Source organism: uncultured Microbacterium sp. (assembly GCF_947632095.1).
GTDB lineage: Bacteria > Actinomycetota > Actinomycetes > Actinomycetales > Microbacteriaceae > Microbacterium.
The window spans coordinates 39,404-63,288 of record NZ_CANROA010000009.1 but is presented as its reverse complement, the minus strand read 5'-3'; the positions used below and the strand labels follow the sequence as shown (position 1 = coordinate 63,288).

The 23,885-nt window shown below is 66.6% G+C and carries 26 protein-coding genes and 1 tRNA gene; 12 read left to right on the top strand and 15 right to left on the bottom strand.

Annotation, left to right across the window (positions count from 1 at the left end; genetic code table 11):
• Positions 1–61: 61 nt before the first annotated feature.
• From Q0Z66_RS04580 to Q0Z66_RS04560, 5 genes are read right to left on the bottom strand one after another with little or no spacing between them, the layout of a single operon-like run.
• On the bottom strand, positions 62–1,516 hold the full coding sequence (locus tag Q0Z66_RS04580; RefSeq protein WP_298038304.1) for a penicillin-binding protein 2: 1,455 nt from the start codon (positions 1,514–1,516) through the stop codon (positions 62–64).
• Positions 1,513–2,892: an FtsW/RodA/SpoVE family cell cycle protein gene (locus Q0Z66_RS04575; protein ID WP_298038300.1), complete on the bottom strand. Its 1,380-nt coding sequence runs from the start codon at positions 2,890–2,892 to the stop codon at positions 1,513–1,515. Before Q0Z66_RS04575 ends, Q0Z66_RS04580 begins: the two co-directional genes overlap by 4 nt.
• A complete protein-coding gene (locus tag Q0Z66_RS04570) occupies positions 2,889–4,202 on the bottom strand; it encodes a protein phosphatase 2C domain-containing protein (RefSeq protein WP_298038298.1) in 1,314 nt (437 codons plus the stop codon). The genes Q0Z66_RS04575 and Q0Z66_RS04570 overlap by 4 nt, the downstream gene beginning before the upstream one ends.
• A gap of 8 nt (positions 4,203–4,210) precedes the next feature.
• Positions 4,211–4,726, bottom strand: a complete 516-nt coding sequence (locus Q0Z66_RS04565; protein WP_298038296.1) for an FHA domain-containing protein — start codon at positions 4,724–4,726, stop codon at positions 4,211–4,213.
• Between the two features lie 4 nt (positions 4,727–4,730).
• Positions 4,731–5,426, bottom strand: coding sequence for a DUF3662 and FHA domain-containing protein (locus Q0Z66_RS04560; protein ID WP_298038293.1), 696 nt, complete (start codon positions 5,424–5,426; stop codon positions 4,731–4,733).
• Between the two features lie 170 nt (positions 5,427–5,596).
• Between Q0Z66_RS04560 and Q0Z66_RS04555 the strand changes: the two genes are divergently transcribed.
• Both Q0Z66_RS04555 and Q0Z66_RS04550 read left to right on the top strand, forming a co-directional pair.
• Positions 5,597–5,679, top strand: a tRNA-Leu gene (locus tag Q0Z66_RS04555).
• Between the two features lie 195 nt (positions 5,680–5,874).
• Positions 5,875–6,045: a hypothetical protein gene (locus Q0Z66_RS04550; protein ID WP_298038290.1), complete on the top strand. Its 171-nt coding sequence runs from the start codon at positions 5,875–5,877 to the stop codon at positions 6,043–6,045.
• A 34-nt stretch (positions 6,046–6,079) separates the two neighbouring features.
• On the opposite strand, the gene Q0Z66_RS04545 is transcribed toward Q0Z66_RS04550, so the two are convergent.
• A complete protein-coding gene (locus Q0Z66_RS04545) occupies positions 6,080–7,342 on the bottom strand; it encodes a tyrosine-type recombinase/integrase (protein WP_298038287.1) in 1,263 nt (420 codons plus the stop codon).
• Positions 7,339–7,992, bottom strand: coding sequence for a helix-turn-helix transcriptional regulator (locus Q0Z66_RS04540; protein ID WP_298038285.1), 654 nt, complete (start codon positions 7,990–7,992; stop codon positions 7,339–7,341). Before Q0Z66_RS04540 ends, Q0Z66_RS04545 begins: the two co-directional genes overlap by 4 nt.
• Before the next feature lie 99 nt (positions 7,993–8,091).
• Between Q0Z66_RS04540 and Q0Z66_RS04535 the strand changes: the two genes are divergently transcribed.
• The 3 genes from Q0Z66_RS04535 (at position 8,092) to Q0Z66_RS04525 (ending at position 9,430) form a co-directional block, all read left to right on the top strand.
• The gene (locus Q0Z66_RS04535) at positions 8,092–8,316 is read left to right on the top strand and encodes a helix-turn-helix domain-containing protein (protein ID WP_298038283.1); all 225 of its coding nucleotides are present in this window, start codon (positions 8,092–8,094) and stop codon (positions 8,314–8,316) included.
• Positions 8,317–8,425: 109 nt separating this feature from the next.
• Entirely contained in the window at positions 8,426–8,626 is a 201-nt protein-coding gene (locus Q0Z66_RS04530) for a hypothetical protein (RefSeq protein ID WP_298038281.1), read from the top strand.
• Between the two features lie 21 nt (positions 8,627–8,647).
• Positions 8,648–9,430, top strand: coding sequence for a Fic family protein (locus Q0Z66_RS04525; RefSeq protein ID WP_298038278.1), 783 nt, complete (start codon positions 8,648–8,650; stop codon positions 9,428–9,430).
• Between the two features lie 15 nt (positions 9,431–9,445).
• On the opposite strand, the gene mobF is transcribed toward Q0Z66_RS04525, so the two are convergent.
• Complete coding sequence (mobF, locus tag Q0Z66_RS04520) at positions 9,446–12,937, bottom strand: MobF family relaxase (RefSeq protein ID WP_298038276.1); 3,492 nt, start codon at positions 12,935–12,937, stop codon at positions 9,446–9,448.
• Between the two features lie 101 nt (positions 12,938–13,038).
• Here mobF and Q0Z66_RS04515 point away from each other — a divergent pair, with 101 nt between their 5' ends.
• The 4 genes from Q0Z66_RS04515 (at position 13,039) to Q0Z66_RS04500 (ending at position 15,668) form a co-directional block, all read left to right on the top strand.
• Positions 13,039–13,395 carry a PadR family transcriptional regulator gene (locus tag Q0Z66_RS04515; protein ID WP_298038273.1) on the top strand — a complete coding sequence of 119 codons (357 nt, stop codon included), beginning with the start codon at positions 13,039–13,041 and terminating at the stop codon, positions 13,393–13,395.
• Positions 13,392–14,783 carry a hypothetical protein gene (locus tag Q0Z66_RS04510; protein ID WP_298038271.1) on the top strand — a complete coding sequence of 464 codons (1,392 nt, stop codon included), beginning with the start codon at positions 13,392–13,394 and terminating at the stop codon, positions 14,781–14,783. The genes Q0Z66_RS04515 and Q0Z66_RS04510 overlap by 4 nt, the downstream gene beginning before the upstream one ends.
• 14 nt (positions 14,784–14,797) lie before the next feature.
• Positions 14,798–15,238 carry a hypothetical protein gene (locus Q0Z66_RS04505; protein ID WP_298038268.1) on the top strand — a complete coding sequence of 147 codons (441 nt, stop codon included), beginning with the start codon at positions 14,798–14,800 and terminating at the stop codon, positions 15,236–15,238.
• Between the two features lie 301 nt (positions 15,239–15,539).
• A complete protein-coding gene (locus tag Q0Z66_RS04500; RefSeq protein WP_298038265.1) occupies positions 15,540–15,668 on the top strand; it encodes a hypothetical protein in 129 nt (42 codons plus the stop codon).
• A gap of 10 nt (positions 15,669–15,678) precedes the next feature.
• Here Q0Z66_RS04500 and Q0Z66_RS04495 read toward each other — a convergent pair whose 3' ends face one another.
• Complete coding sequence (locus Q0Z66_RS04495; RefSeq protein ID WP_298038262.1) at positions 15,679–16,674, bottom strand: SRPBCC family protein; 996 nt, start codon at positions 16,672–16,674, stop codon at positions 15,679–15,681.
• Positions 16,671–16,916 carry a hypothetical protein gene (locus Q0Z66_RS04490; protein ID WP_298038260.1) on the bottom strand — a complete coding sequence of 82 codons (246 nt, stop codon included), beginning with the start codon at positions 16,914–16,916 and terminating at the stop codon, positions 16,671–16,673. Before Q0Z66_RS04490 ends, Q0Z66_RS04495 begins: the two co-directional genes overlap by 4 nt.
• Before the next feature lie 93 nt (positions 16,917–17,009).
• Here Q0Z66_RS04490 and rarD point away from each other — a divergent pair, with 93 nt between their 5' ends.
• The gene (rarD, locus tag Q0Z66_RS04485) at positions 17,010–17,918 is read left to right on the top strand and encodes an EamA family transporter RarD (protein WP_366938968.1); all 909 of its coding nucleotides are present in this window, start codon (positions 17,010–17,012) and stop codon (positions 17,916–17,918) included.
• Here rarD and Q0Z66_RS04480 read toward each other — a convergent pair.
• The 3 genes from Q0Z66_RS04480 to Q0Z66_RS04470 are packed head-to-tail and all read right to left on the bottom strand — an operon-like array spanning position 17,908 to position 21,504.
• The gene (locus Q0Z66_RS04480; RefSeq protein WP_298038258.1) at positions 17,908–19,677 is read right to left on the bottom strand and encodes an alkaline phosphatase family protein; all 1,770 of its coding nucleotides are present in this window, start codon (positions 19,675–19,677) and stop codon (positions 17,908–17,910) included. The genes rarD and Q0Z66_RS04480 overlap by 11 nt on opposite strands.
• 43 nt (positions 19,678–19,720) lie before the next feature.
• Positions 19,721–20,323, bottom strand: coding sequence for a response regulator transcription factor (locus Q0Z66_RS04475; protein WP_298038255.1), 603 nt, complete (start codon positions 20,321–20,323; stop codon positions 19,721–19,723).
• Positions 20,320–21,504 carry a histidine kinase gene (locus Q0Z66_RS04470; RefSeq protein ID WP_298038253.1) on the bottom strand — a complete coding sequence of 395 codons (1,185 nt, stop codon included), beginning with the start codon at positions 21,502–21,504 and terminating at the stop codon, positions 20,320–20,322. Before Q0Z66_RS04470 ends, Q0Z66_RS04475 begins: the two co-directional genes overlap by 4 nt.
• Positions 21,505–21,659: 155 nt before the next feature.
• Between Q0Z66_RS04470 and Q0Z66_RS04465 the strand changes: the two genes are divergently transcribed.
• Positions 21,660–22,217: a small multidrug efflux protein gene (locus tag Q0Z66_RS04465; RefSeq protein ID WP_298038251.1), complete on the top strand. Its 558-nt coding sequence runs from the start codon at positions 21,660–21,662 to the stop codon at positions 22,215–22,217.
• 60 nt (positions 22,218–22,277) lie between these two features.
• Here Q0Z66_RS04465 and Q0Z66_RS04460 read toward each other — a convergent pair whose 3' ends face one another.
• On the bottom strand, positions 22,278–22,451 hold the full coding sequence (locus tag Q0Z66_RS04460; protein ID WP_298038248.1) for a CsbD family protein: 174 nt from the start codon (positions 22,449–22,451) through the stop codon (positions 22,278–22,280).
• A gap of 439 nt (positions 22,452–22,890) precedes the next feature.
• Here Q0Z66_RS04460 and Q0Z66_RS04455 point away from each other — a divergent pair, with 439 nt between their 5' ends.
• The gene (locus tag Q0Z66_RS04455) at positions 22,891–23,097 is read left to right on the top strand and encodes a cold-shock protein (RefSeq protein WP_298038246.1); all 207 of its coding nucleotides are present in this window, start codon (positions 22,891–22,893) and stop codon (positions 23,095–23,097) included.
• Between the two features lie 84 nt (positions 23,098–23,181).
• Here Q0Z66_RS04455 and Q0Z66_RS04450 read toward each other — a convergent pair whose 3' ends face one another.
• Positions 23,182–23,850 carry an HAD hydrolase-like protein gene (locus Q0Z66_RS04450; RefSeq protein ID WP_298038244.1) on the bottom strand — a complete coding sequence of 223 codons (669 nt, stop codon included), beginning with the start codon at positions 23,848–23,850 and terminating at the stop codon, positions 23,182–23,184.
• Between the last annotated feature and the right edge of the window lie 35 nt (positions 23,851–23,885).

The window sequence follows — 23,885 nt, the reverse complement described above, 5'->3', positions numbered from 1 at the left end:
CCGATCGCGATACGCGACTGAAGCTCGTATCGACCACCGAACGACACACCCTGCGTCGGCCTCATTTGTTAAGCACCGCCTCAATGACCTTCTTTGCGATCGGGGCGGCGAGTGTATCGCCGGTTCCCGCTTGTCCTATTCCGCCGCCGTTCTCGACGACGACGGCCACAGCGATCTGCGGGTTGTCCGCCGGTGCGAAACCGGTGAACCACAGCGTGTACGGATCGTTGCCGTGGTTCTCCGATGTTCCCGTCTTACCGGCAACATCGATCCCGTCTATTCTTGCACCCGTAGCGGCCCCGTTTGCCACGCTGGCGACCATGCCCTCGGTAACGGCATCGGCCACGTCGGCTTCCGTCGCGCGGCCGAACTCGGAGCTGTCGTACTGGCGGATCACGGAGAGGTCGTTCCCGATCACGGCATCCACCAATCGGGGGTTCATCACCACCCCGTCGTTGGCGAGCCCGGCCGAGATCAGAGCGACCTGCAGCGCCGTCGCCGTGACGGGTCCCTGACCATAGCCGCTCTGCGCCGTCTGGTCGGAGCTCATCGCTCGCGGGTACTCGGATGCCACGCTCTCCAGCGGCGTCGAGAAGGTCTGGTTGAAGCCGAACGCCTCGGCCATGTCGAAGATGGTCGAGGTGCCGAGCTCGACCGCCAGCTCCGCCATGGGGATGTTGCAGCTCAGCCGCAGGGCCTCCTGGATGGAGACGGTGGTGCCGGATCCGCATGCTCCGCCCCACGCGTTGGAGATCTCGGTCGACGTGCCCGGCAGCGTGTAGCGGGCGGGGTTCGGCAGCGTCGACTCTGGGGTCCACTCGCCGGTCGCGTAGGCCGCGGCGGCGACGAGGACCTTGAATGTCGAGCCCGGAGGGTTCACGTCGCGCGTCGCACGGTTTTGCAGCGGGTTCGGCCGCCGCGCATCGAGGGCGTCATAGGCCTCGCTCGCCTCGCTCGCGCTGTGCACCGCGAGCGTGTTCGCGTCGTAGCCGGGAGTCGAGACCATCGCGAGGATCCGCCCGGTCGACGGCTCGATCGCCACCACGGCTCCCTGAAGGTTGCCGAGGGCGTCGTACGCGGCGCGCTGAGCCGCGGCATCCAGAGTCAGCTCGACGCTGAACCCGCGCTGGGGCTGGCCGGACACGATCCGCTCGAGTTCGGCGAAGAACGCGCTCGCGCCGGTGCCGGAAAGATCGGCGTTGAGGATGTTCTCGATGCCCGTCGAGGATTGCAGCGCCGGGTTGAAGTAGCCCGTGACGTCGGACCACATCGGAGAATCCGTGTAGACGCGCTGGTACTGGTACTCGTCATCGCTGGCGACCGAGTAGGCGATCGGAACGCCATCGGCGATGATCGAGCCGCGCTGGATCTCGTAGCTGTCGAGCAGGGAGCGCGTGTTGCCGCTCGTCTGCGCGAGATTCTCGGCGTCGACGACCTGGATCCAGCTGGTCGCGGCGAACAGCGACAGGAACATGAACAGCATCACGATGCTGAGTCGGCGGAGTTCTTTCGTCATCCGATCACCACCCGGGGTTGGCGGCGCACGCCGTCGGAGATGCGCAGCAGCAGCGCCACGATGAGCCAGTTGGCGACGAGCGAGGATCCGCCGGCCGCGAGGAACGGGGTCGTCAGACCGGTCAGCGGGATGACCCGCGTGACGCCCCCGACCATGATGAACACCTGCAGGGCGATCGTGAACGACAGGCCCGTGGCGAGGAGCTTTCCGAAGTCGTCCTGGCCGGCGATGCCGATCCGGATGCCGCGGCTGACGAACACCATGTACAGGCAGAGGATCGCGAAGATCCCGATCAGGCCCAGTTCCTCACCCAGGCTCGGGATGATGTAGTCGCTGTGCGCGAGCGGGGTGATCTGCGGTCGTCCCTGCCCGAGACCCGTGCCGATCAGGCCTCCGTGGGAGAGGCCGAAGATGCCCTGCACGAGCTGGTAGCTGCCGCCGGCGGACTCGATGACCTCGGGGTTGAACGCGTCGAGCCAGTTCGTGAATCGGCCGCGCACGTAACTGAGGATCTGTGTCGCGGCGAGAACTCCCGAGACGACGCCCGTGAGACCGATGAGCACCCAGCTCGTCTTGCCCGTGGCGACGTAGAGCATCGCGATGAACAGGCCGAAGATGAGCATTCCGGTGCCGAGGTCGCGCTGGATCACGATGATGCCGAGCGAGATCAGCCAGACCACGATGACCGGCCCGAGCTCCCGCATGCGCGGCCACGTCACGCCGAGGAAGCGCTTTCCGACCGAGGTCAGGCTCTCACGCGTTCGCACGAGGTATCCGGCGAAGAAGATCGCCAGGCAGATCTTGGCGATCTCGCCGGGCTGGAACGATCCGAAGCCCGGGATCGTGATCCACACATCCGCCCCCGCATCGGCGCCCAGGCCGGGGATGAATGGCAGCAGGAGCAGCACGATGCCGGTGAGGCCGAACAGGTACGTGTACCGGAACAGCACCCGGTAGTTGCGCAGCAGGATGACGATCGCGATCGCACCCGCGAGCGAGATGCCGAGCCAGGCCAACTGCTTGGTCGAATACGCGGCCCAGCCGGTGTTGTTCTCGGCGATGTCGATCCGATAGATCATCGCGATGCCCAGGCCCGAGAGCAGGGTCGCGATCGGCAGGACGAACGGGTCGGCGTCGGATGCCACGGCGCGCAGCACGAAGTGCAGGGCGAAGGCGAGCACTGCCAGTCCGCCTCCGATGAACAGGATGAACGGGTCGATGAGACCCAGAGCGCCCAGCTGCACGAGGGCGAGCGCGGCGCCGCTGAGCGCGCAGGCGAACAGGAGGAGCCAGAACTCCCGGTTGCGCTGCGTCTGGGGCAGGCGCATCCGGCGCAGGGCCTTCAGGACGGCGGTATCGGCCGCGATATCGGTCATCCGGCATCCTCTCCGTCGGTATCGGGCGACGGCAGCGGGGCCGGCGGGGTCGGGGTGGGCGTCGGGGTCTGGCCGGTGACGGCCTGTTCGCCGGCGCGCAGACGATCGACGATCGCCATGGCATCGGAGAGGGAACGGGCGTTGATGGTCCGTTCGACCGATGCGCGCTGATAGGGCGGCAGATTCGCGAGGAGGATGCCGGTGTCCTCGATCTCGGTCGACAGTTTGATCGGCCCGATGTTCTGCTGGACTCCCTGGAAGATCACGACGCTGTCGTCGTCGGCGCCGACGAAGTAGCGCGTCTGCGTCCAGTTGTAGGCGATGAAACCGGCGCCGGTGAGGGCGAGCAGCACGGCGATGAGGGCCGCGATCCAGCCGATGCGGCGCCGCTTGGCACGACGGCGGTCCTCCTCGATGAGCTCCTCGAGGTAGTCGGCGGCCGGCTCGAAGTGCGAGGGCTCGTTGGCGGCCTGGCGCACGGGGTGCAGCCAGCTCGGACGGGCGGGCCGGACGGCCGGGATGAGGATGCCGGAGGGGTTCGCGGCCGAGCCGACGACGACCGGCGCGCCGGAGACGATGGGGTGCGCTCCCCCGACCTCGACGATCACGATCGTCACGTTGTCGGGCGCTCCGCCGTCGAGGGCCTGCTTGAGCAGGTTGTCGGCCGTGCGTCCGGGGGGAAGACCCAGGCGCATCGCCTTGAGGATGTGCGGGTCATCGACGACGCCGGACAGTCCGTCGGAGCAGAGCAGCCAGCGGTCGCCGGGCAGCGTCGGCATGACGAACAGATCCAGCTCGGGATCGTTGTCCATGTCGCTGAGCACGCGCATGAGCACGGATCGGCGCGGGTGGTAGCGGGCTTCTTCCTCGGTGATGCGCCCCGAGTCGACGAGCCTCTGCACGAAGGTGTGGTCGGCCGTGATCTGGGTCAGCGCGTCATCGCGGTACAGGTAGATGCGGGAGTCGCCGATGTGGCCGATGACGGCGTAGTCGTCGACCATGACGATCGAGCTGACCGTGGTTCCGAGACCGGCGAGCTCGGGACGCTCCTTGGCGGCGCGGATCAGGTCGGATGCCGCGGTGGTCGCCGCCGCCTGCAACGCGGCCTGCGCGTCGTCGGTGGAGGGGAACGCCTGATCGAGGCGCTCGAGGTGCTGGATCGCGATGCTGGAGGCGACATCGCCGCCTGCGTGCCCGCCCATGCCGTCCGCGACGGCGAAGAGGTTGGCCCCGGCATAACCGGAATCCTGGTTGTTGGAGCGGACCTTCCCGGTATGGGAGATCGCCGTGCTCGAGCCTTCGAAGACCATGACCGGGGTCAGGCTCGCAGCTCGAACGTGGTGGCGCCGACCTTGATCGTGTCGCCGATGCTGATCGGCACCGGCGAGCCGCTCAGGCGCTTGCCGGTGAGGTAGGTGCCGTTGGTCGAATCGAGGTCCTGGATGGCCCAGCCGTCGGCACGCAGCAGGAGGCGGGCATGGTGGCTGGAGGTGTAGTCATCGCGGATCACGAGACCCGATTCGCTGGAGCGGCCGATCGTCATCGGCTCGGTGCCCAGCGGCAGTTCGAGGCCGGCCTTCGGGCCGGAGGTGATGACGAGCTTGGAGACGGAGGATGCCGTGGCGGGACCGCCGGTGCGCGGCGCCGGCGCCGGGCGGGCAGCCGGAGCGGGTGCGGGGGCCGCGACAGGAATGCCGGATGCCGCCTCGGCAGGGAGTTTGCGCACCTTCACGCCGAAGAGGTCGGCGCGCAGCGAGTAGACGACGCCGAAGACGAAGAACCACAGCAGCACCAGGAAACCGATGCGCAGCAGCAGGAGGACGAGTTCACTCATGCCGTCACCGATCCCTGAATCTGTTGGACGGGTCGGCCGCGACCGGCACGACGCGGAAGACCAGATCGGTGCGTCCGATCGTGATCGTGGTCTCGGAGGGAAGGGGCGCTTCGCGCACCTTCTGCCCGTTGACCTTGGTGCCGTTGGTGGATCCGAGGTCGCGCATCATGGCGCGTTCCCCGTCCCACAGCACCTCGACGTGCTTACGGCTGGAGCCGGCATCCGCGATCGTGATGTCGGCGTCGCTGCCGCGGCCGATCACGGTGCGCGCGCCGGAGAGCGTGTGACGGCGCCCGTCGACATCGATCACCGCTTCCCAGGTGACGCGTCCCTCGGCGGTGCCGGAATTCACGCGAACAGTGCCGGTGGCGACCTTCTCGTCGCCTTCGAAGGCGATCGAGAGCGGACCCGCGAAGCTGTAGCCCTGCGAGCGGGCGTGCTTGTTGAGAAGCGCGTGCAGTTCATCGGTGAGGGCACCGCCGAGCGCCTGCATCCGATCGAGGTCATCGGGGCTGAGGCGGACGACATAGCTGTTGGGGGTGATGATGCGGTCGCGACTGACGACCGCAGCCTTGATGTCGGCCTCACGGCGGATCGCGGAGGCGATCTCGACCGGTTGGATGCCGCTGCGGAAGGTCTTGGCGAATGCGCTGTTCACAGCGCGCTCAAGACCCTTCTCAAAGCTGTCAAGTAGTCCCACTGGGCTCCTCTGGCATGTCTGACCGGTATCCACATCGTAGCCAGGTGATCTGGATATGCGCCTGTCGACGCAGCCGGATGTGCGAAACACCCGGGGTGCACGCGAGTTCTTGGCGCCCCGGATCGCGTGCTATCCTCGTGAAGTTGGGTTCTTCGGAAAGCAACAGGTTCGCGCGAGTGGCGGAATGGTAGACGCGCTGGCTTCAGGTGCCAGTGTCCTTATGGACGTGGGGGTTCAAGTCCCCCCTCGCGCACGCAAATGAAATGGCCCCTGACCTGGGATTTAGTTCCTAAGGTCAGGGGTCGTTTTCGTTGGAAGTGCTAGAAAAAGTGCTAAGGGCGATGTGCGAGTGGTTCAGGACGGCCACAGAAACGGGTGCTTAGCGGTTCCGTGAGGTGAGGACGCAGCCACCTCAGTCGATGAGAGCAGCGTTGGATAGGCTCGAAGTATGAAGTTGAGCACAGCGGCGCTTGTTGGCGTGATTCTCTCGATCGCCATGATCCTTGCGGGTGCTCTGGTTATCACCTATACAGCCCTCGGTGTTGTCGGCTTCGTCCTCATCGTGCTCGGGATTTGTTTCGAGGTCTACGCGGTTACCCGCCCTCGACGCTCGGCTTAGCGGTTCGGAGTCTTACAATCGTCGTTCTCCTGGATCAGCCGTTCAGGTGGGCGGCGAAGCGGTCTACTGCCGAGCGCTGCATGGTCGGGGTGACGTGGGAGTAGATGTTCATCGTCGTCGTGATCGTTGAATGCCCAAGCCGCTCTTGGACGACCTTGGGGTGTTCGCCAAGTTCGAGGAGCAGGGTGGCGTGGGTGTGACGCAGTCCTTTGATCGTGACGCGGTGCAGGGAGTCGAACTGCGCGGTCACCCACTTGAGGCGACGATCCCATCGGCTGGTCATCGCGTCGGGTGAGCGGAGCTTCCCGTCGTCGTCGCCGAACACATAGGCGTCGGCCTTCGCCAGCTCGAACGACACCTCAGCGCGGGTGACCTTGTAGGAGGCGAGCACCTTGAGGGTTTCGGCGTCCACGTCGATGACGCGGGCTTGCCCGGTCTTGGTGGTCTTCGTCTTCGTCCAGTCGTCGGTATCGACGGCGCGGCGGATGCTGACCCGCATCGTCTTCGTGTTGATGTCCGACCACTTGAGGGCGAGGGCTTCGGAGCGGCGCATGCCGGTGTAGGCGATGAGTCGCCACAGCGGGAACAGCTCGTCTTCGAGCGTGTCGCGGTTCCAGGTGAGGAAGGTCTGCAACTGCTCGGCCGTCCACGTCGCGATCTCGGGTTTCTGCGCCCGCACCTCGTTGGACTTCGGGGGCTTGACGGTGCGCTTCTTCTTCGCGGGGTTCACCGTCAAGTGCCCGTCGTCTATCGCCGCGTCGAGGATCGCTCCCAGCACGACATGCACCTTGTGGACGCTGTTGGCCGACAGCGGCTCACCTTTGCCATATTCGTCGCGGCGGCCGTGGTCTTCGAGGTCGCGGTAGTGGCGCGCGATCCTCGTGGCGGTGAGCTTGTCGAGCCGGATCGGGCCGAGCTGGGGGCGGATGTGGTTGCGGATGATCTTCTTGTATCCCTTGATCGTGGACGCCGCGAGCTTGAGCCCTGCCGCCCACTCATCCGCATAGGTTCCGACTGTCGGCACCTTGTTGCCGAACTTCTCGTTCTGCTTCCGCTGCTTCAACGCCTCCTGCAAGGCGTCGTTCGCCTCGTCGGTGCTCGTGAACCCGGAACGGGTCAGGCGGCGCATCCCCATCTCGGGGTACTCCGGGTCTTTCAGGACGTAGATCTGGAACCGCCACCGCTTGCCCTTGTCGGTGTCGTAGCCCTGGATCGAGCCGGGCTGCCGTGAGCGCGAACGCCGCTGCTGCTTCTCACCCCCGCCGCCCTGCTCGGCAGGCTGCTTCGCCGCGTTCATGACAGGGTGCTCCTTGCCGTGGTCTGCCCGGGCCGGTGCGTATCGCCGTAATTTTCGGCGTAGTCGGCGGCGTTGAACACACGCCCCTCCGGATCGAGCTGCACACCCCGCTCCTGGATCGCGCGCGCGCGTGCCCGCGCCGTCTCCAAGCGCTCTTGGTAGGCGGCGATGGTCTTCGGGTGCGCGCTCGGCTTCTCGGGGTCGTCCTTGCTCGGGGCAGTCATGCCCGTGAGCGTGGTTTCGAGGTAGTGGATGCGGTCGGTGCAGACCACCCATTCCTGCTGCCAGTAGTTGAACAGCCCCTCATCGGTGAGCACGAGTTCCCCACGCATCCACCTGTCGATCTCTTCCGGCTCATACCCCTCCGGCACGCCCGTGAGCGTCGTCTGCTCATCCGGTGGGGTCAGGAGTGCGGCCGGGGTGGTGCGCAGCAGGTAGGCGATCACGGTCAGGTCGTCCACGTCCACGCGGCGATCCCCGGCCTCCAGTTTGCTGATGCCTGAGGTGGAGAGCTTGCGCCCTGCGGCTTTCAGGCCGTCGGACATGGTGCGCAAGTCCATGCCGATCGCTTGACGGGCGGCGCGGATGTTCTGCGCGACGTGCGTGTTCGTGATGCCTGCGGGGTTGCCCCGCACCCTCCCTGTTTCCATAGTAGAAAACTACAACGCAATGCTTGACAGCGCAAGTGCGATTCTCTACGGTGGGAGGAACCACATTTCTCGGCGCTGACACGAACGGATGGTGTGACGATGCGGCAGAGCACCCTCGACATGGACGACCTCCGTAAGCGGCGCAGCCTCGTCATCACCCGCAAAGAAGCCGCAGAAGCCCTCGGCGTCGATCCCCGCACGATCACCACGAGCATCAACGAAGGCACCATCCCGCATGTGAAGCTCGGTCGGCGCATCGTGATCCCCCGCGAGAAATTCCTCGCCCTCTTCGCCGACGCCGCAACCGACAACGGCGAAGCCTGACAATCCACTGGCCGTGCCGAATCGGCACCCCCGCCCCTGGCCTCCCGGCGAATGTCAGCGGAGCAACGTAAACTAACCCAAGAACGCCGACCACAAGGAGGCACCCCGAATGGCTCTCAAGACCCCCGTATCCGAGGCCCATGTCCGGCGTGTGCTCGCGGAGGTCGAGGCCGGGCAGGTCACGGCCGGTGCAGTCGTCACTGAGTCGGATCGAGAGATTGCCCGCCGTCAGGTGCGCGGGGAACTGTCCGCGGATGAAGCGGTGCGCGAGGCGATCGCTGCGGCGCTTGACCGCTTCCCCGCGAAGTAACCCGTCCGGGCAGGAGCACCAGTGCCCGACCGCTACAGCTACCCGAACAGCCTCGTTCTGATCAACAAGCTCGGCATCACCGACTACGACCGCTGGAAAGCCGTCGAGACGGCCGCGATCCATCAGCGCATGGTCGAACTCACCGAGCACCCGATCCCCGGACGACTCGACCTCGCCCACTTGCAGGCCATCCACCAGCATCTGACCGCCGATCTGTATGTCTGGGGTGGCGACATCCGCAACACCGACACTCACCCTGGCGGCACCGGCATTGCGCATTGCCGTCCGCCGTTCATCGTGCCCGAGGCTGAGCGAGTCTTCGGGGAACTCGCCGCCCGTGACCATCTCCGCGGCCTGGACCCGGATGCGTTCTCCGACGGACTGGCATGGGTTTGGGGTGAGACGACCGCGATCCATCCGTTCCGAGACGTGAACACGCGCAGTCAGCACATCATGTTCAACCAGCTCGCCCGCGACGCCGGATGGGTCATCGACTGGTCCCAGATTCCCGGCGACGTGTTCGCCCACGCCCGCACCCTCGCGATTGTTGAGGATCACAGCGGGATCGACGCGCTGATCCGGCCGAACCTCTACCGGCTCGACGGGAGCATGCGACCTGGGGAGGCGTTGACGGTGGAGCAGGTGCGCAGCTTCCAAGTGCGGGGTATCTCGCGGACGGCGGACGTTCTGGATCGCGAACTCGACGCGGCCCGCCGCAGCCGTTCTCGCTCGGCCGCGGAGTCGTTCGGCACGGAGATACGCCGCCCGGAACCGCCAACACCCCACGGCGGGCTGTCTCTGTAGCGTCACCAGGCCAGATCACAAGCTGCGCCCCGGCCCGTCTCGCCGCTGATCCGGGCCAGTCCTGGTCAGCCCAGCGTTGCGGCGCGTGAGGGCCTCCTGGAGGGCTTGCAGAGCCTCGCGCTCGGCCCGCTGCTGCTCTCGCCGCTGGGTGAGCCATTCGGCGGCCTCAGCGACGGGGCGCGCGTCCAACTCAGCGATCACCCGCCGCGCCTCGGCTGCCCGCTTCCTGGCGTGCTCGGCGTCGGCCCTGGGGTTGGGGATGCGGAAGGTGCCTCGCATCTGCCGTGCCTGTTCTGCCCCGTACACCTCGATGGTGAGGCGATCCCGCTCGACGGCCTGCCGCTGGGCCGTCTGCTGCCTCGCGGCCTCGGTGTCGCTGAGAACCTGTTCAGCCGCCTGCACCTCCGAGTGAGCGTCAGCGTGTTCCGTCGCGATCTTCTTCGCCCACTCGGAGGCAGGGCGCAAGAGAGACGGTGCGGTGCCCCATGTCTGGGTGACCTGCTGCTCGATCTTCTCGACCGATTCTTCCGCGAGGTTGATGTTCCGGGCGGCAGCGCGCCTGCGCCGGAACCTCGCCGCCCGCGCCTCGTCGCGAGCGGCGTGAAGATGCGCGCGAGCTTTCACGAGTTCTTGCCCGTCCGCGCGGGTTCGCGTCTCCACGTCGGCGGTGACCGTGTTGCGGGTGTGCTCGGCGGTCTTCTTCGCGTGGGTCACAAGCTCGGCGTGCTCTTCGGCTTCGACGTGATGCGCCTGCTTCTGGGCGGCGAATCGAGCGGCGGCATCCTCGAGCAGTGCCGCTTGCTGCTCCGCGCGTTCGATGAGCTGGGTGAGGCGTGCCCGCTCTGTCTGCACGAGACGCACCGGCCCCTCATCCACGAGTCCCCGCACGGCCTCTGCAGCGCGTTCGGTCGCGTCGGTGAGGCCGCGGTCGGCGCGGTCGCGTTCCATCGCCGCGACGAACTGCTCCCGCGCCCGCTCCTGGCTCTCGGCGACGACGTGCAACAGGTTCTGTTCGCGGCCGCGAGTCATGCCGACATAGACCCCTGCGGTGCTGGTGGCATCAGTGAGGATCGTGTGCGAACTGGTGACGGTGGCACCCTGCACCCCGTAGGCGGTCGTCGCATAGGACAGGTGCGCGTGCTCGGCCACATACTCGGCGGGCAGGCGCACGGTGCGCTGCCGCTTCCGCCCGTTCCCGGCCTCGCGCACCCGCAATGTCCCGTCCTGTTCGACGCGTTGCACGATCCAGTTCTGCCGGTTCGCCACACCGATGCTGGTGTTGTTCTTGCGTGTTTGGATCACGTCTCCGGCACCGATGGGGAGACCGTCACTGCCGGTCGCGGTGCGGTGGTCGTCGACCTCACCACTCGCCACCCGTTCCTCCCGGATACGCGCGTTGACAGTGCGGGCCTCGTCGTTGGACGTGACCGTGACCGCTTCTCCCTCCCGGCGTTGCTCGGCGATGTGCTCACGCACCTCCTCGTCGCTCGCGTGCAGGCGCACAAGTCCGAGCGCGGCGAGCCGGTCGAACACCTCGCCAGGGTCGCGCCCGTCGCGCATCCGTACCGTGACCTCGGCGTAGGCGGGGTCGGTGAAGCGGTGCACCTCAGCCATGTCGAACGTGCCGCCCCTGATGTGTGCGGCCATGTCGAGCACTCCGCCTCTGCCGACGGCGGCGAGCTGTGCCCGATCCCCGACCAGCGCGACCGTCGTGCCCGCTTCATCGCAGACGGTCAGGAGGGCGATTGCGGTGTCTTGGTCGAGCATACCGGCCTCGTCCACGATCACCCGCTCACCCCGCCCCAGCCGCGCGCCCTCTGCCGGGCCGCGATAGGTGCGGCCCGTGTCCGGGTCAATGTCTCCCGGTGCGAGGCGCGTCCATACGCCGTCGCTGTTCCATCGCCACCCGTGCGCGTGCACGAGCCCCGCAACACTCGTCGCGGGCACGCCGAGTTCATCGTGCGCCACCTGCGCGGCGCGCAACGTCGGCGCAACCACCCGCGACGCCCGCCCGTGTCGTGCGGCGACCTCGATTGCAACCCCGAGCATCGTCGTCTTCCCGCTCCCTGCCGCGCCTTCTACAACCACGAGCGGGTCGGTCGATGCGACCGCGGCGGCGGCGCGCTCCTGCCCGGCATCCAGCCCCCGCCTGCGCGCCGCCCGGCGCACGTCCGGGTACTCAAGGTCTTGTTTCGGGATGCGCGGGGCGAGGAGGTCGCGCAGCTCCGTTTCCGACTGCACCACCCTGAGCGACGTGAAGTGCGCCACATGCTCCGGGGCAGCCGCGCTGGGCGGGAGGATCGAGAAGCAATCCTCCATCGCCAACGCGGTGGCGATCTGCACGAACTCGCGTATCTCAGCGGGTGCGGCTTGCACGCCGTACTCGGTCATGATCCGTGTGACGTGCTCCTGCACCGTATGCCGAGTCCACGCCGAACTGCCTGCGGCGCACCGATCCAGCGCTCGGCTTGCCACGGTCTGTACGGCGAGGTCATCCAGCGATGCCGGCGCACGACGCACGGGCCGGCGCAACGTGGCCGGGTCGTAGCCGGCCTCCCGCAACTCGCTCACCCACGCCTGTTCTTCGCGGAGGGTCGTGGGCTTCTTCGCGGGCCGCTCGTACGCCCACGCTTTCGCCGCGAGACGGGCGGAGACGACCGGCCCCATCCCTTCGCCCGGGTGCGCCGCCTCCCACTCCGCTTCGAGCCGTTCCAGGTGTCGGCGGACTTGCTCGCCGCGCTTGCTCATCACGCCGTTGAACCGCTCGAGCTCGACCACCTCACCTGATACCGGATCGAGCGTCAGGCCGTGCCGATCCAGCACCTCCGCAAGCTCGGGGTTCGCCGCGATGACGGCGGTGCCAAAGGCACGGATCGTGCCCTGCTGACGGAACAGCGCCGCGGTGTCCAGCGCCCGCCACTTCCCGGCCGCCCAGACGCGGGTGCCGATCTGGAAGTGGATATGCCGGTGCGGATCACCCGCCCGGCTCGTGCGATGCGACACCGCCACCGTCTGCAACTGCTCGACGGGCACAACCTCCTGCTTCCCACGCGGCCCCACACGGGTGACGGAGTGCTGTGCCAGCCACCGCTGAATCTCGCGCACGGCGTCCCGCTGCGCGAGGTCGAGCGCCTCGGAGACCTCGGGATGGAGAGCTGCGGCGATCGACAGCGACTTCGGAGCGTTCACGACCATCTCCGCAAACCGCGGCGAACCCTGCCGCCCCTCGCCCGGCAGGCGCGGCCTACCCATCGACTCCTCGGAGAGCGGGTCGAGCCAGTCCACCCAGCCCGCGTACACCTCTGGTTCCAGTCCGAGCGCGGCGGTCACGTTCCCGTCACCGTCGAGCGCGGTGAACTGCGCCACGGACGTGTCAGCGCCGACGAAGTAGTCATCGGCGCGAGAGCGGTCGGCCTCGACATAGCGGCGCGCATCGGCCCCGGTCCCCCGGAACAGGATCACACCGCCATGCATGAGACTCACCACCAATGATTTCCAGTACGGCAACTTTGGTATCTACCACGGTAGCATACGTTCATTCAGGATCATAAGGTGTAGCAACCCTTTGGTTAGTGGGTATATGCCGGTAGTGGGTATATGGTGGGAGGATGAGTGCTTTTTCGATGACGCAGCCAGTGTTCTGGATATTGACAGCGCTTGCGGGTGGGCGTCGGCATGGCTACGAGATACTGCGTGAAACGGAGGCCGCTTCGGAGGGCCGGGTGTCACTGAAAGTGACGACTCTGTACGCGACATTGGAACGGCTCGAACGGGATGGGCTGATACATACGGATGGCGAAGAAGTCATCAATGGTCGCGCCCGCCGCTACTACCGAATCTCGGATCAGGGGTCGGCTCGTCTTACGGAGGAGGTCGAATTGCTGGAGCGGTCCGTGCGGGTCGCTCGAACTCGCATGGCCTTGCCTGGCGCGGCAATGGGGTTCTTCAAAGGAGCGGAGGCGTGAGCATGGAACGGTCAGAACAGTACAGCCGTTTGCTGAGGTGGTATCCGCGCAAGTGGCGTGAGCGCAACGGTGAGGTGCTGCTGAGCACCATGCTCGAACAGGCGGAAGAGTCCGGACAGACTGCCCCTTCAGCATCCGAACATGCAACGGCTGCTGTGTACGGGCTTGGCTCGCGATTGGGTACGAGATTCGCACTGCGGTGCGCCGTGCTCGCGTTAGGTCTTGCCGTGGTGGCGGGGCTGCTGACGACCTGGGGACTCGGTTTGTTCGCCGAGGCGGGTGCGGGGTGGGTGCTTCCCGTATTGGCGGGAGGGGCGTGCCCGCTACTCGTCTCCATAGGCGTGCTCGCTTTACTCAGGGAGCGGGGTGTCATTTCGGAGCCGCGTGCGCTCGCGCTGGTTCCGCTGGTGACGGTTGCGCTTGCTCTCGCGGTGCTGTCCAGCATTTCGTGGGCTGCGGGCTTTGCTGCTGCTGACGCGGGAATGGCGATGCCTGCCTTCGCTGCCGCATGGTCATGGCTTGTGGTCGCGGCGTGGGCGATCGGTGCCGTGGCGATCGCCGTGCTTCTCGACGGACTGCTACGCAAGACACGACTCCCACGGTGGCTGGTACTCGTACTCTCCCTGGTCGCCGGTGTCATCGCCGCGCCCATTGTCGGTATCTCGCTCGTCTCCCCATACTCCTCGGGCGTCGCTGCTATCGCTCTCGGTATCACCGTTCTCGCCACCGGGGGCAACCACAGGGTGGCATCCGCGGTTCCTGCCGTTCCACGGGCCCTTTCTGCGCGTTCTCGTGATGTCGCCCGCCTGCTCTTCCTGGTGACAGCGGTCGCAGGCGCGGTCGGTGTTGCATATGCGTTGACCGGATCACGATGGTTCCAGGGCGGGCCTGATGCGACCATCGCGATGGGACAGGGCATCACCATCTCGCTGATCGGTGCGCTTCCGCTGCTTGGCGCGTGCGGGATACTGCTGACCTCCCGATCCCGCCTGCGCCCTATGCATACCTGGGCACCTCTCGTGCTGTTGGCGGGATCGTTCGTCGGTATCACCGTCGCCTACCAATACGCACCGGAGTGGGATGGCATGGCTCCGGGTTTCGTGGCTGCCGCAGTCTTCGGCGGGGCCGCGACCGGCTGGTTCGTCGCGGCTCGCCTGCCCGGCCGGATCGCTGTTCGTGTGATGATCGGAGTGCTCATCGGACTTGTCAGCGCGGCATTCCTCGGCGTCATGATCCTTCCGCTGCTCGCGTTCCTGCTTCCGCTGCTCGCGCTGGCGCTGGCGATTTGGACACCAGGCACCCCCTCGCGCGACCTACCCGACAAAACCCGAGTGACCTATGACCCGGCCACAGCACAGACTATGCGGCCCGATGCCCAGGGCTACTGAAAGTGGATCTCCGAATGGCGAACGAAAATACACCTCGACGCTGGTTGCTATGGCTGGGTCTGGCATTTGCAGGCGTGGTGGCGCTGGTGCTTGCCGGTCTCTATCTGACGCGCGGGCCTGTGTCGTTCCTAGACCCAGATCGAGCTGAGATGATCAACGGATGCGAGGTCGCCTGGAAGCTGGAGGTCTTGGATGAGCGCGCTCCGGCTCAGGCAATGGAAGTGGCAGCCGTCGCTCTTCGCGACGCCGAGCCGGATCCTGACAGTCTTCATTTGTGGGAGGAAACGCTCAGCAACTCGGATGATTCGGTCAAGCCGCCTACCGGCGAGCGGCTAGAGGCACTCGCTTATGCCGAAGCGGTGCGGGCGGAGGTACGAGACGCACTGGACGCCGCCGGATACCCCGACAATCAACGTGTCGTAGAAACCTACACCGACGTACATTGTGAAGACTGAGGAGCAGTCCGAGGATGGCAGGGCCACCCCCTCGGAAAAGTGCTAACGAAAGTGCTAAGCAACCTGTATCTCGGCGTATCGCCGCGGAGTTATCCACAGATCACATGCCGTAGATCGTTGATTTTCTGCGGCAGAACGTCCCTCCGAGTTTCGCGGCGCGAGGGGGTCGAGGTCAGTTCAAGTCCCCCCTCGCGCACAGCGAATCGAAAAGGCCCCCGGCCTGGGATTTTTCCCGGAGCGGGGGTCTTTCTGTTTCCGGCCATCGTGGCGGTGGGCTCAAACGAGCCCGAGGGGTATGACCATGATGAAGAAGTTCTCGATGATGACGGGCATGGGCGGTCTCGTCCTTGCTCTGACGCTCATGGGACCTGACCGACCGGGCGACCACGATCTCCCTGAGCGAGCAGGGCGGCTCGTGGATTCGCAGTGATTCATGAGCGTCAGCGATATACCCGACTGATCTCCGCGGTCAGCTGGGTCAGCTGCAGCCAGACGATGAAGCGGTGCGCCGGTCGCAGGATGAAGCCGCGGATGCGGCGCCGTTTCGTGCCGGGACGTCGCTCCCGCTGGAGCGTCAGCCGCAGTTGAGTGCCTCCGGCGGCGGGTGCGAGGTCGATGCGCACGTGCCGGGCGTTGCTGTGCGGAGCATCCGGATAGGTGAACCGCCACGCGATGGCGTGATCCGGCTCGAGGTGCGTGAGCTCGACCTGCTGTCGCACCGCCTCGGGTTTCATCCGGATCGGTTTGCCGTCGTGCCGGCGCTCGGTGACGCTGCGCGCTTCCCAAGCCATTCCCGTCGCGGCGCCGTTGTATTCCGGAACGGTGATGGACGCGATGCCCGGATCCCATTCCGGTACGCGTCGCGGGTCGCTCAGGAGCGCCCACGCCTCGCTCGGCGGCGCAGAGACGAAGGCATCGGATGCTGCGCGGCGACGTGCCGGGTCGATGGCGTTCGCGTTGTGCGAGGGGATGCGTTCGGCATCGTCGAGCCGGCTGCGCACGGCATCCGTCGATGTGCCCAGGTGCGCGAGGATCTCGGCGATCAGGCCACTCGGTTCATCGAGGAGCTCGCGCAGCATCGCGGCGGCGTCGCCGTTCTTACCCTTCTGCGTCGAGCGGGTCAGCAGCTCGAGCGCGCGCTTGCTCCACTCGAAGGCGGCCGCGGTCTCATGGAACGTGATGCGGCCGTCGTCGGATGCCGCGGAGATGCCGACGTGCGACAGCTGCTGCGCGTGCTGCAGGCTCACGGCAGCACGCGCGCGGTCGATCGTGATGCCGAGGCTGCGCAGCACCTGGCCCGCGACGCCGCTGTCGATGCTGAGGGCGAGCAGCATGTCATCGATGTCGGCGGTGCGGCGCCCGCGTCGGGACGCTTCTTCCATCGCGGCGAGGGATACGGCTTGGCTCGCCGCCATCATCCGGGTGAGGCGGCTCATGCGCGCTTTCCCGGGATCCGGATCGCAGGGTCGACTCGGCGGGCGTGCTTCTTGTGCACGGCCTGGCGCGTGACGCCGAGGGCATCCGCGATCTGTTGCCACGTCATGCCGGCGCGCAGCGCCGCCTCGACCTGCTGCAGCTCGAGAGCGTCGGCGAGGGTGCGCAGCGATGCGACGGCGCGCAGCCCCGCTCGGGGATCGGACGTGTCGGCAGCCGTCGCCGCAACCTGGGTTGACAACATGCTGTCAACCTACGTTGCCCACTCGCCTGCTGTCAACCCTGGTTGCTCGGATCGCGGCGCTACATTTGAGAAGTACGCCGACACCAGGAGGCCATCATCCGCCGCCCCGACCTCACCTCCACGCTGAGCCGTGGCGTCGCGGCATCCCTTCTGGCCTCGGTGCTCTTCGGAATCATCAGCCTGATCGGAGGAAACCTCCACGGCTTCACCTCCGAGGAAGCAGCCGCCTGGCGAGTGATCTTCATCCTGCTGCCGCTCATCGCCCTGCACACCGCGCCGCGCGCACGCGCCGCTCTCGGCGCGGTCGTCAGGCGCATCTTCCGCAGCCCGAAGCTCATCGTCCTGCTGCTCGTGAACAGCGCGATCATGGGCGCGCAGCTATGGGTGTTCATGTGGGGAGCGGCGCACGGGCATGCGCAGGACGTCGCCTTCGGGTACTTCCTGCTGCCGCTGGTCATGGTCGTCGTCGGACGCTTCCTGTTCCGCGACCGCCTCGTCATCCTGCAGTGGTGCGCGGTCGCCGCAGCGGCCATCGGCGTGCTCGCACAGCTTGTGATCGCCGGCGGTATCACCTGGCCGGTACTGCTGATCGCGGGGCTCTACCCCGTCTACTTCGCTCTGCGCCGTGCCACCGGGCTCGACACGATGCAGGTCTTCTTCCTCGAGATCATCGTCCTCACCCTGCCGGCCGTGGCGATGATCGTCTTCTTCTACGCGAGCGAGCCAGGCCGCGGCATCCCCGCGGCCTGGCCGCTCATGCTGACGATGGCGATCCTCAGCGGCATCGCGATGGTCTGCTACATCCTGGCGTCGCAGCTGCTGCCGCTGTCGCTGTTCGGGCTGCTGTCCTATCTCGAACCCGTGCTGCTTCTGGGAGCGTCGCTGCTGCTCGGCGAGGTCCTCACGGTCGGCGACATCTTCGTCTACATTCCGATCGTCATCGCGCTCGTGCTGCTTGGCTTGAGCGGCCGTCCGCGCAAGCGCCCCGAGTTCAGTCGCTGACCCCGAACAGACCCTCACCGTGCTTGGTGAGCACCTCGTAGGCGTCCCCGTAGCTGCTGGGCAGCTCGGCATCGGGTTCGTAGCGCGCGAGGAGCAGGCCGATGAGGCCGAGCGCCGGAGCGGTCAGCGGACGATCGCGGTGCTTCTCATCCGTCGGCTTGCTCAGTCCCGCCTCGGGATTCTTCGGCACATACGGCCGATGCACATCCGGCCACAGCGCCGGCTGCCGCGGAGTCTTGAGGTTGACCGCGTTGTGCAGGCTCGTCGCCGCGGCATCCCGCTGCGTCAGCGGAGCGAGACCATGCTGTTCGCAGAGGGTCTTCACGAGCGCTCCGTGGTGCATCACATCGTTGATCACGGTGCCGGCCGCGGTGTGCGCCGAGATCGCGATCGTCGGTACGCGCGCCCCGAGGCGGTCGAACGTGAAGTCCATCTCCCCGGCTTCACCGTCCTTCGTCGGCGGCAGCGCGGTCGGCGGCGGAACATGGTCGTAGATGCCGCCGTGCTCGTCGAACGTGACGAGCATGAGCGTGTTCATCGCGTTCGACCCCTTCTTGCTGGTCCCGGAGCGCACCGAGGTGTAGACCTCGGCGAGCAGCGCCTCCGCGGCCCGCATGTCCGACATCGCGCTGTCGAAGGGTTCTCCCCCATCCGGATCGGCCACGACCTCTGGCTTGCTCACCGGCGGGTGCATGTCGTTGTGGTCGAAAACCATGCGCGGCTCGATGAACGCGTAATCGGGCAGGTTCCCGTCGGCGGCATCTTTGTGGAACTGCTCCATGCTGCGGAAGTTCGTCTTCCAGTACTTCTCGATCGATGGCGCATGCAGCATGCCGGTCAGAGACACGACCTGGTCCGCGTCGTAGTAGACGCGCCAGGTCTTGCCGGCGTCCTCCAACCGGTTGAAGACCGTCGGCACCGCAGGAGCGTCCAACCACTTCTTCTGCCCGCCGTGCTGAACGTTCGTCACGAACCCGTGCGATGTACCGGCATGGAAGAAGGATCGGTTGCAGAACGTCTGCGAGGGGACGGCGCAGAACCAGTGGTCGTACACCCCGAAGCCCTGAGCGAGGGCCGAGAGCACGGGCAGCATCTCCGGCGAGAAACCGCCCATCACGCGCGCGTACTCCTCCGGTTTCGGGTCGGTGCCCCGCGCCAGGCGGTAGTTGATGATGTAGTCCCGCACGAAGCCCGACATATCGGGCTTCTGGCCCTTCTTCGGAGCATTCCAGGGGGCTTCGACCGGATGCTGGGAGAGATCCTCGTTGCTCGCCGGATCGACGACGCCGAATAGCTGCGTGTTCACGTGCGAGTAGTACTCGCCGGGATCGGGGTTCGGCTGGCTCATGATGTCGTCCGTCGTGCCCTCGTAGACGTGGGCGGCGACGACCGTGCCATCGGGGGCCGTATTCGAGTGATCGCCGGACTGCAGTCCCTCGAACTTCTGCCCCTCGGGCACCGTCTTCTCGGTGTATAGCCGGCCGAGCATATGATCGAAGCTCCGGTTCTCGAACATCATCACGACGATGTGGTCGAATCCGGGCTCGTGCCGTGCCTTCAGCGGTGTGAAGCCGTAGGTCGAGTCGGGGTGGGGCCGGGCGGCCTGTCCGATCGCCACGGCGCCCAGAGCACCGGTGGCGATGCCCAGCGCTCCCACTCCCGATGCGCGCAGGAAGGAACGGCGAGAACTGCGTCCCGTTTCCGAGGAGGAGGTTTCCGATGATCCGGTCTCCGAGGGGGCGGAATCGTCACGAGTCATGATGGCAGGCTAATGCTCCCGGTCGGCGAGACCACCGAGCGACTCAGATCCACCCCTGCTCCTCGGCCATGAGTACTGCCTGCTGACGGGTGGCGACGTGGAGCTTCGACAGCACGGCGGATATGTGGTTGCGCACGGTTCCCGGAGCGAGGGAGAGCGTGCGGGCGATCTGTCCGGTCGTCTCACCGCGCCGACCGGCGCGCAGCACGTCGAGCTCGCGCTCGGTCAGCGGGCTGCGCTCATCGCTGAGCGCATCGGCGGCGACCTCCGGGTCGACGTAGCGGCCTCCTGCCGCCACCCGTCGGATGACCTCGGCGACCTCATCGGCGCTGCGGGACTTGGGCAGGAAACCGGCGACTCCGGATGCCAGTGCTCGACGCAGCACGCCGGGGCGGGCATGCCGGGTGATCACCACGCATCGGGTCGCGACGCTGCGCCGCAGGTGTTCGGCGACCTCGACGCCGTCGAGGCCGGGCATCTCGAGATCGAGCAGGCAGATATCCGGTTGCAGCTCCTCGGCCATAGAGACGGCCTGCAGCCCGTCCGCGCACTCGCCGACGACATCGATATCGTCTTCGAGCCGCAGGAGAGCGGCCACGGCCGAACGGATCATCGCCTCATCATCGGCGATCACGACGCGGATCATCGCTTCTCCTCCGGAACGGTCACGACGACCGTGAACTCATGCCGACTGCGGTCCACCTCGAGGGCTCCCCCGACCTCGCCGACACGGCGGGCGATCCCCTCGAGTCCCGAACCGTCGCCGCCGGCCGCGGCATCCGAACTGTCGTTGGCGATCTCGTACCGCCAGAACCCGCTCTCGCGGCGCAGGGACAGCCGCGCCCATCGTCCGTTACCGTGCTTGAGCACATTCGTCGTCGTCTCGCGGATCACCGGACCGAGAACGGATGCCGGGGCACGATCCGCGTCGTCGCTCACCGTTGCCTCCGCCGTCGTGCCCGCAGCACGGAGCAGATCGACCGCGTTCGCGATCTCGTCGCGCAGGGGGACGCCCCGGAACCGCAGCGCGAGGTCGCGCGTTCCCTGGCGGGCTTTGTCGACGCTCGTGCGCGCGAGTCTGAGCTGCTCGAGCGCCGTGTCGGGCCTCTCCTTCTCGAGCAGACGCTCGGCGAGCTCGAGCTGCAGGGCGATCACCTGCAGGTGGTGCCCCTGCAGGTCATGGACGTCCGTCGCGACGCGCAGGCGCTCCTGGGTGGCACCCAGGCGCGATTCGGCGGCACGGGCCCGATCGAGTGTGCCGATGACATCCCACCACCACAGAGAGAGCACGGTCATGATCGGGAGAATGATCGAGAAGAACCCGACCAGGATCCACGAACGCGGATTCTCGGGATCGAGCACAGGGGCGATCCGGCGGTCGATGATCCAGGTGGCGACGAGAACCGCCGTCGCGACCAGCGCGACGCGCGCGCGGATGCCCCGCGGCCAGTTCAGCAGCATGAGCATCTGCAGAACCGGGAGGGCGCCGAAGGTCACGTATCCCGTGGTCGCGGAGGCCGCCACGGCGAAGATGACGACGATCACGAAGGGCGCGAGATTCGCGCGCCAGCCGTCGATGGCGCTCCCCGTGTCGGCGCGGTGCCGGTAGCGCAGCAGCACTGGCACGGTCGCGGCGGTCCAGACCAGGCCGCCGATGCCGACGATCGACCCGGCCACGGGGCCGCGGTCGATCGCGACGGGCCACCAGACCAGGACGAGCACGAGCTGGAAGAAGACGATGCCGGAGACGGTGTACCACCAGGTGGCATTGATGCCGCGTTTCATGCGGTTCGGACCGTCGGCGACGGCCCCGGGGATCGAACTCATGCCCTCAGCCTATGGGCGTGACACTTGTCACCCGTGCGCCGTGCACACCGCACGGGAGAAGGTGACGGAACGACACTTATCGGATCCTCCGCCGACGGATGGAATGGAGTCATCGCGGAACACCACACCGCAGAAGACTTCAGAAGGAGAACACCATGAACCTCATCGAGACGTTCCAGAACCTCGTCGCCCAGGTGCCCGAGCTCATCCAGCCGCTCATCATCGCGCTGGCCGGCGCCGTTCCCTTCATCGAGGGTGAAGGCGCCGTCACGATCGGCATCATCGGAGGCATCAACCCGTTCGTCGCCGGCATCGCGGCGATCGCGGGCAACTTCCTCTGCGTCGCGATCCTCGTGCTCGCCGGCTCTCACGCGCGTTCCGCGGTGATCAACCGTTCACGGGCGAAGGCGCTGGTCGCCTCCGATGGGTCGGTCATCGAGGTCGAGGCATTCGAGGCAGAGGCCGTCATCGCTGATGAGACCGCACGGAAGGCCGCCCGTCGCGAGAAGTTCCACGCCGCGCTCGAGCGCTACGGCGTTCCCGGGGTGAGCCTGCTCGGTCCGCTGCTGCTGCCGACCATGTTCACGGCCACCATGCTCGCGGCTCTCGGTGTCCGCAAGGCCCGAGTGCTGTTCTGGCAAGCGATCGCGATCGTCGGATGGACGACGCTGATCGGGCTTCTCATCGGCGGAGTGTTCTCGGCGATCTCCTGACGCACGGCCGCAGAAAGGACCCCCTCGCCCGTGACGGGCGAGGGGGTCCTCATCTCACGCCTACTTGTCGAATGCGTCCTTGACCTGGTCGCCGGCCTTCTTGATGTCGGCCTTGGCCTGATCGGCCTTGCCCTCGGCTTCGAGGCGCTCGTTGTCGGTGAGCTTTCCGGCGGCTTCCTTCATGTGGCCGACGGCGTCTTCGGCGGCGTGCTTGGCCTTGTCTCCGATACCCATTGATCCATTCCTTTCGTCGGGGATCATGCGATCCGTGGATACGACTCTCGTTCGCATCGTCGGATCCGGCGACGGGGTTGACGCGTCGATGCGCAACACGTTAGGGCCGGTGCTGGATCCTCGGCCCACGCTCCCCTATGGTGATGAATCGTGCTCCCGTCGGCCTCTGAGCGTCGATTTTTTGGAGATTTTCACATTTGTCCCCCAAATGGGGGACAAAACGGATATTTCGCGTTACAGTGTTTTCTGACGCACCCTCCGGTCGTCTTTGGCCCTCATCGCTCCCCCCGCGGTGAGGGCCGTTTATTTTTCCGCCGAATCTCTCGTGCAACATTTGGGTTACCATCCGGTTCGGGGTATTCCCTCCTGGCCCTGCGCAGATAATGTGGGCATCGTCGGGGCATCCAGCTCCGGCGACATTCCAGCAGAACGGCAGTACATGAGTACCCAAGGCACGGTTAAGTGGTTCAACTCGGAGAAGGGCTTCGGCTTCATCTCCCCCGATGACGGCGGCGCTGACGTCTTCGCGCACTACTCCGCAATTGAAGCAAGCGGCTACCGCTCGCTCGACGAGAACCAGCGCGTCGAGTTCGAGGTCGCCCAGGGCCCCAAGGGCCTGCAGGCTGAGAACATCCGTCCCCTCTGAGGGACTGATCCCAGCACTCCCTGACGAGCGCGCGTCATCGACGCCGCTCGGCAGGGAGTGCTGTGTTTTATGCGGCGGACGGCGTCAGGGGAGCAGAAGCCGTTTCAGCGCTGCGGCATCCGCGGCGCGATGCGCGGCCGAATCGCCCTCGGAGGCGTCCCCGAAGCCCCACTCGGCGAAGATCACGGGGATCCCGTACTCCGCGGCACCGTTCACATCGTGGTGCCGGTCTCCGACGAGCACCGGGCGCGAAGTGTCGGCGCCCGCGGCGCGCAGACGCTCCAGCGCCCAGCCGACCACCAGTGCCTTGCCGTCGTTTCGCCCCTCCGTGCCACTGCGGGCACCCGAGATCGCCGTGAAGAGGTCGATCATGCCGTGGTGCTCGAGGATCGCCCGCACCTGGTTCTCGGGCTTCGTGCTCGCCGTCGCCTGCGGGATCCCGGTCGTAGCGACCGCCCGAATCACCTCGGGGACACCCGGGTAGATGTCGACCGAGGCCGCGTAGCCGTCGCGCGCGGCGAGGCCGCGGTAGCGCGCGAGGGCATCGTCGGCCTGCTCCGGCGACAGCCCTGCGATCTGCTGGAACGACTCGTACAGCGGCGGTCCGACCCATTGGGGCATCGTCGCGGCATCCGGCGCCGGCAGGCCGAACGAGGCGAGCACCTCGAGAAGGCGGGGGAAGATGCCGGGCGTCGCATCGGCGATCGTGCCATCGACATCCCACAGGACGCAGGAGAACGGGGAAGCTGACATGCTCCCAGCCTATGGCTCGGCAGGTCCCCGGACTC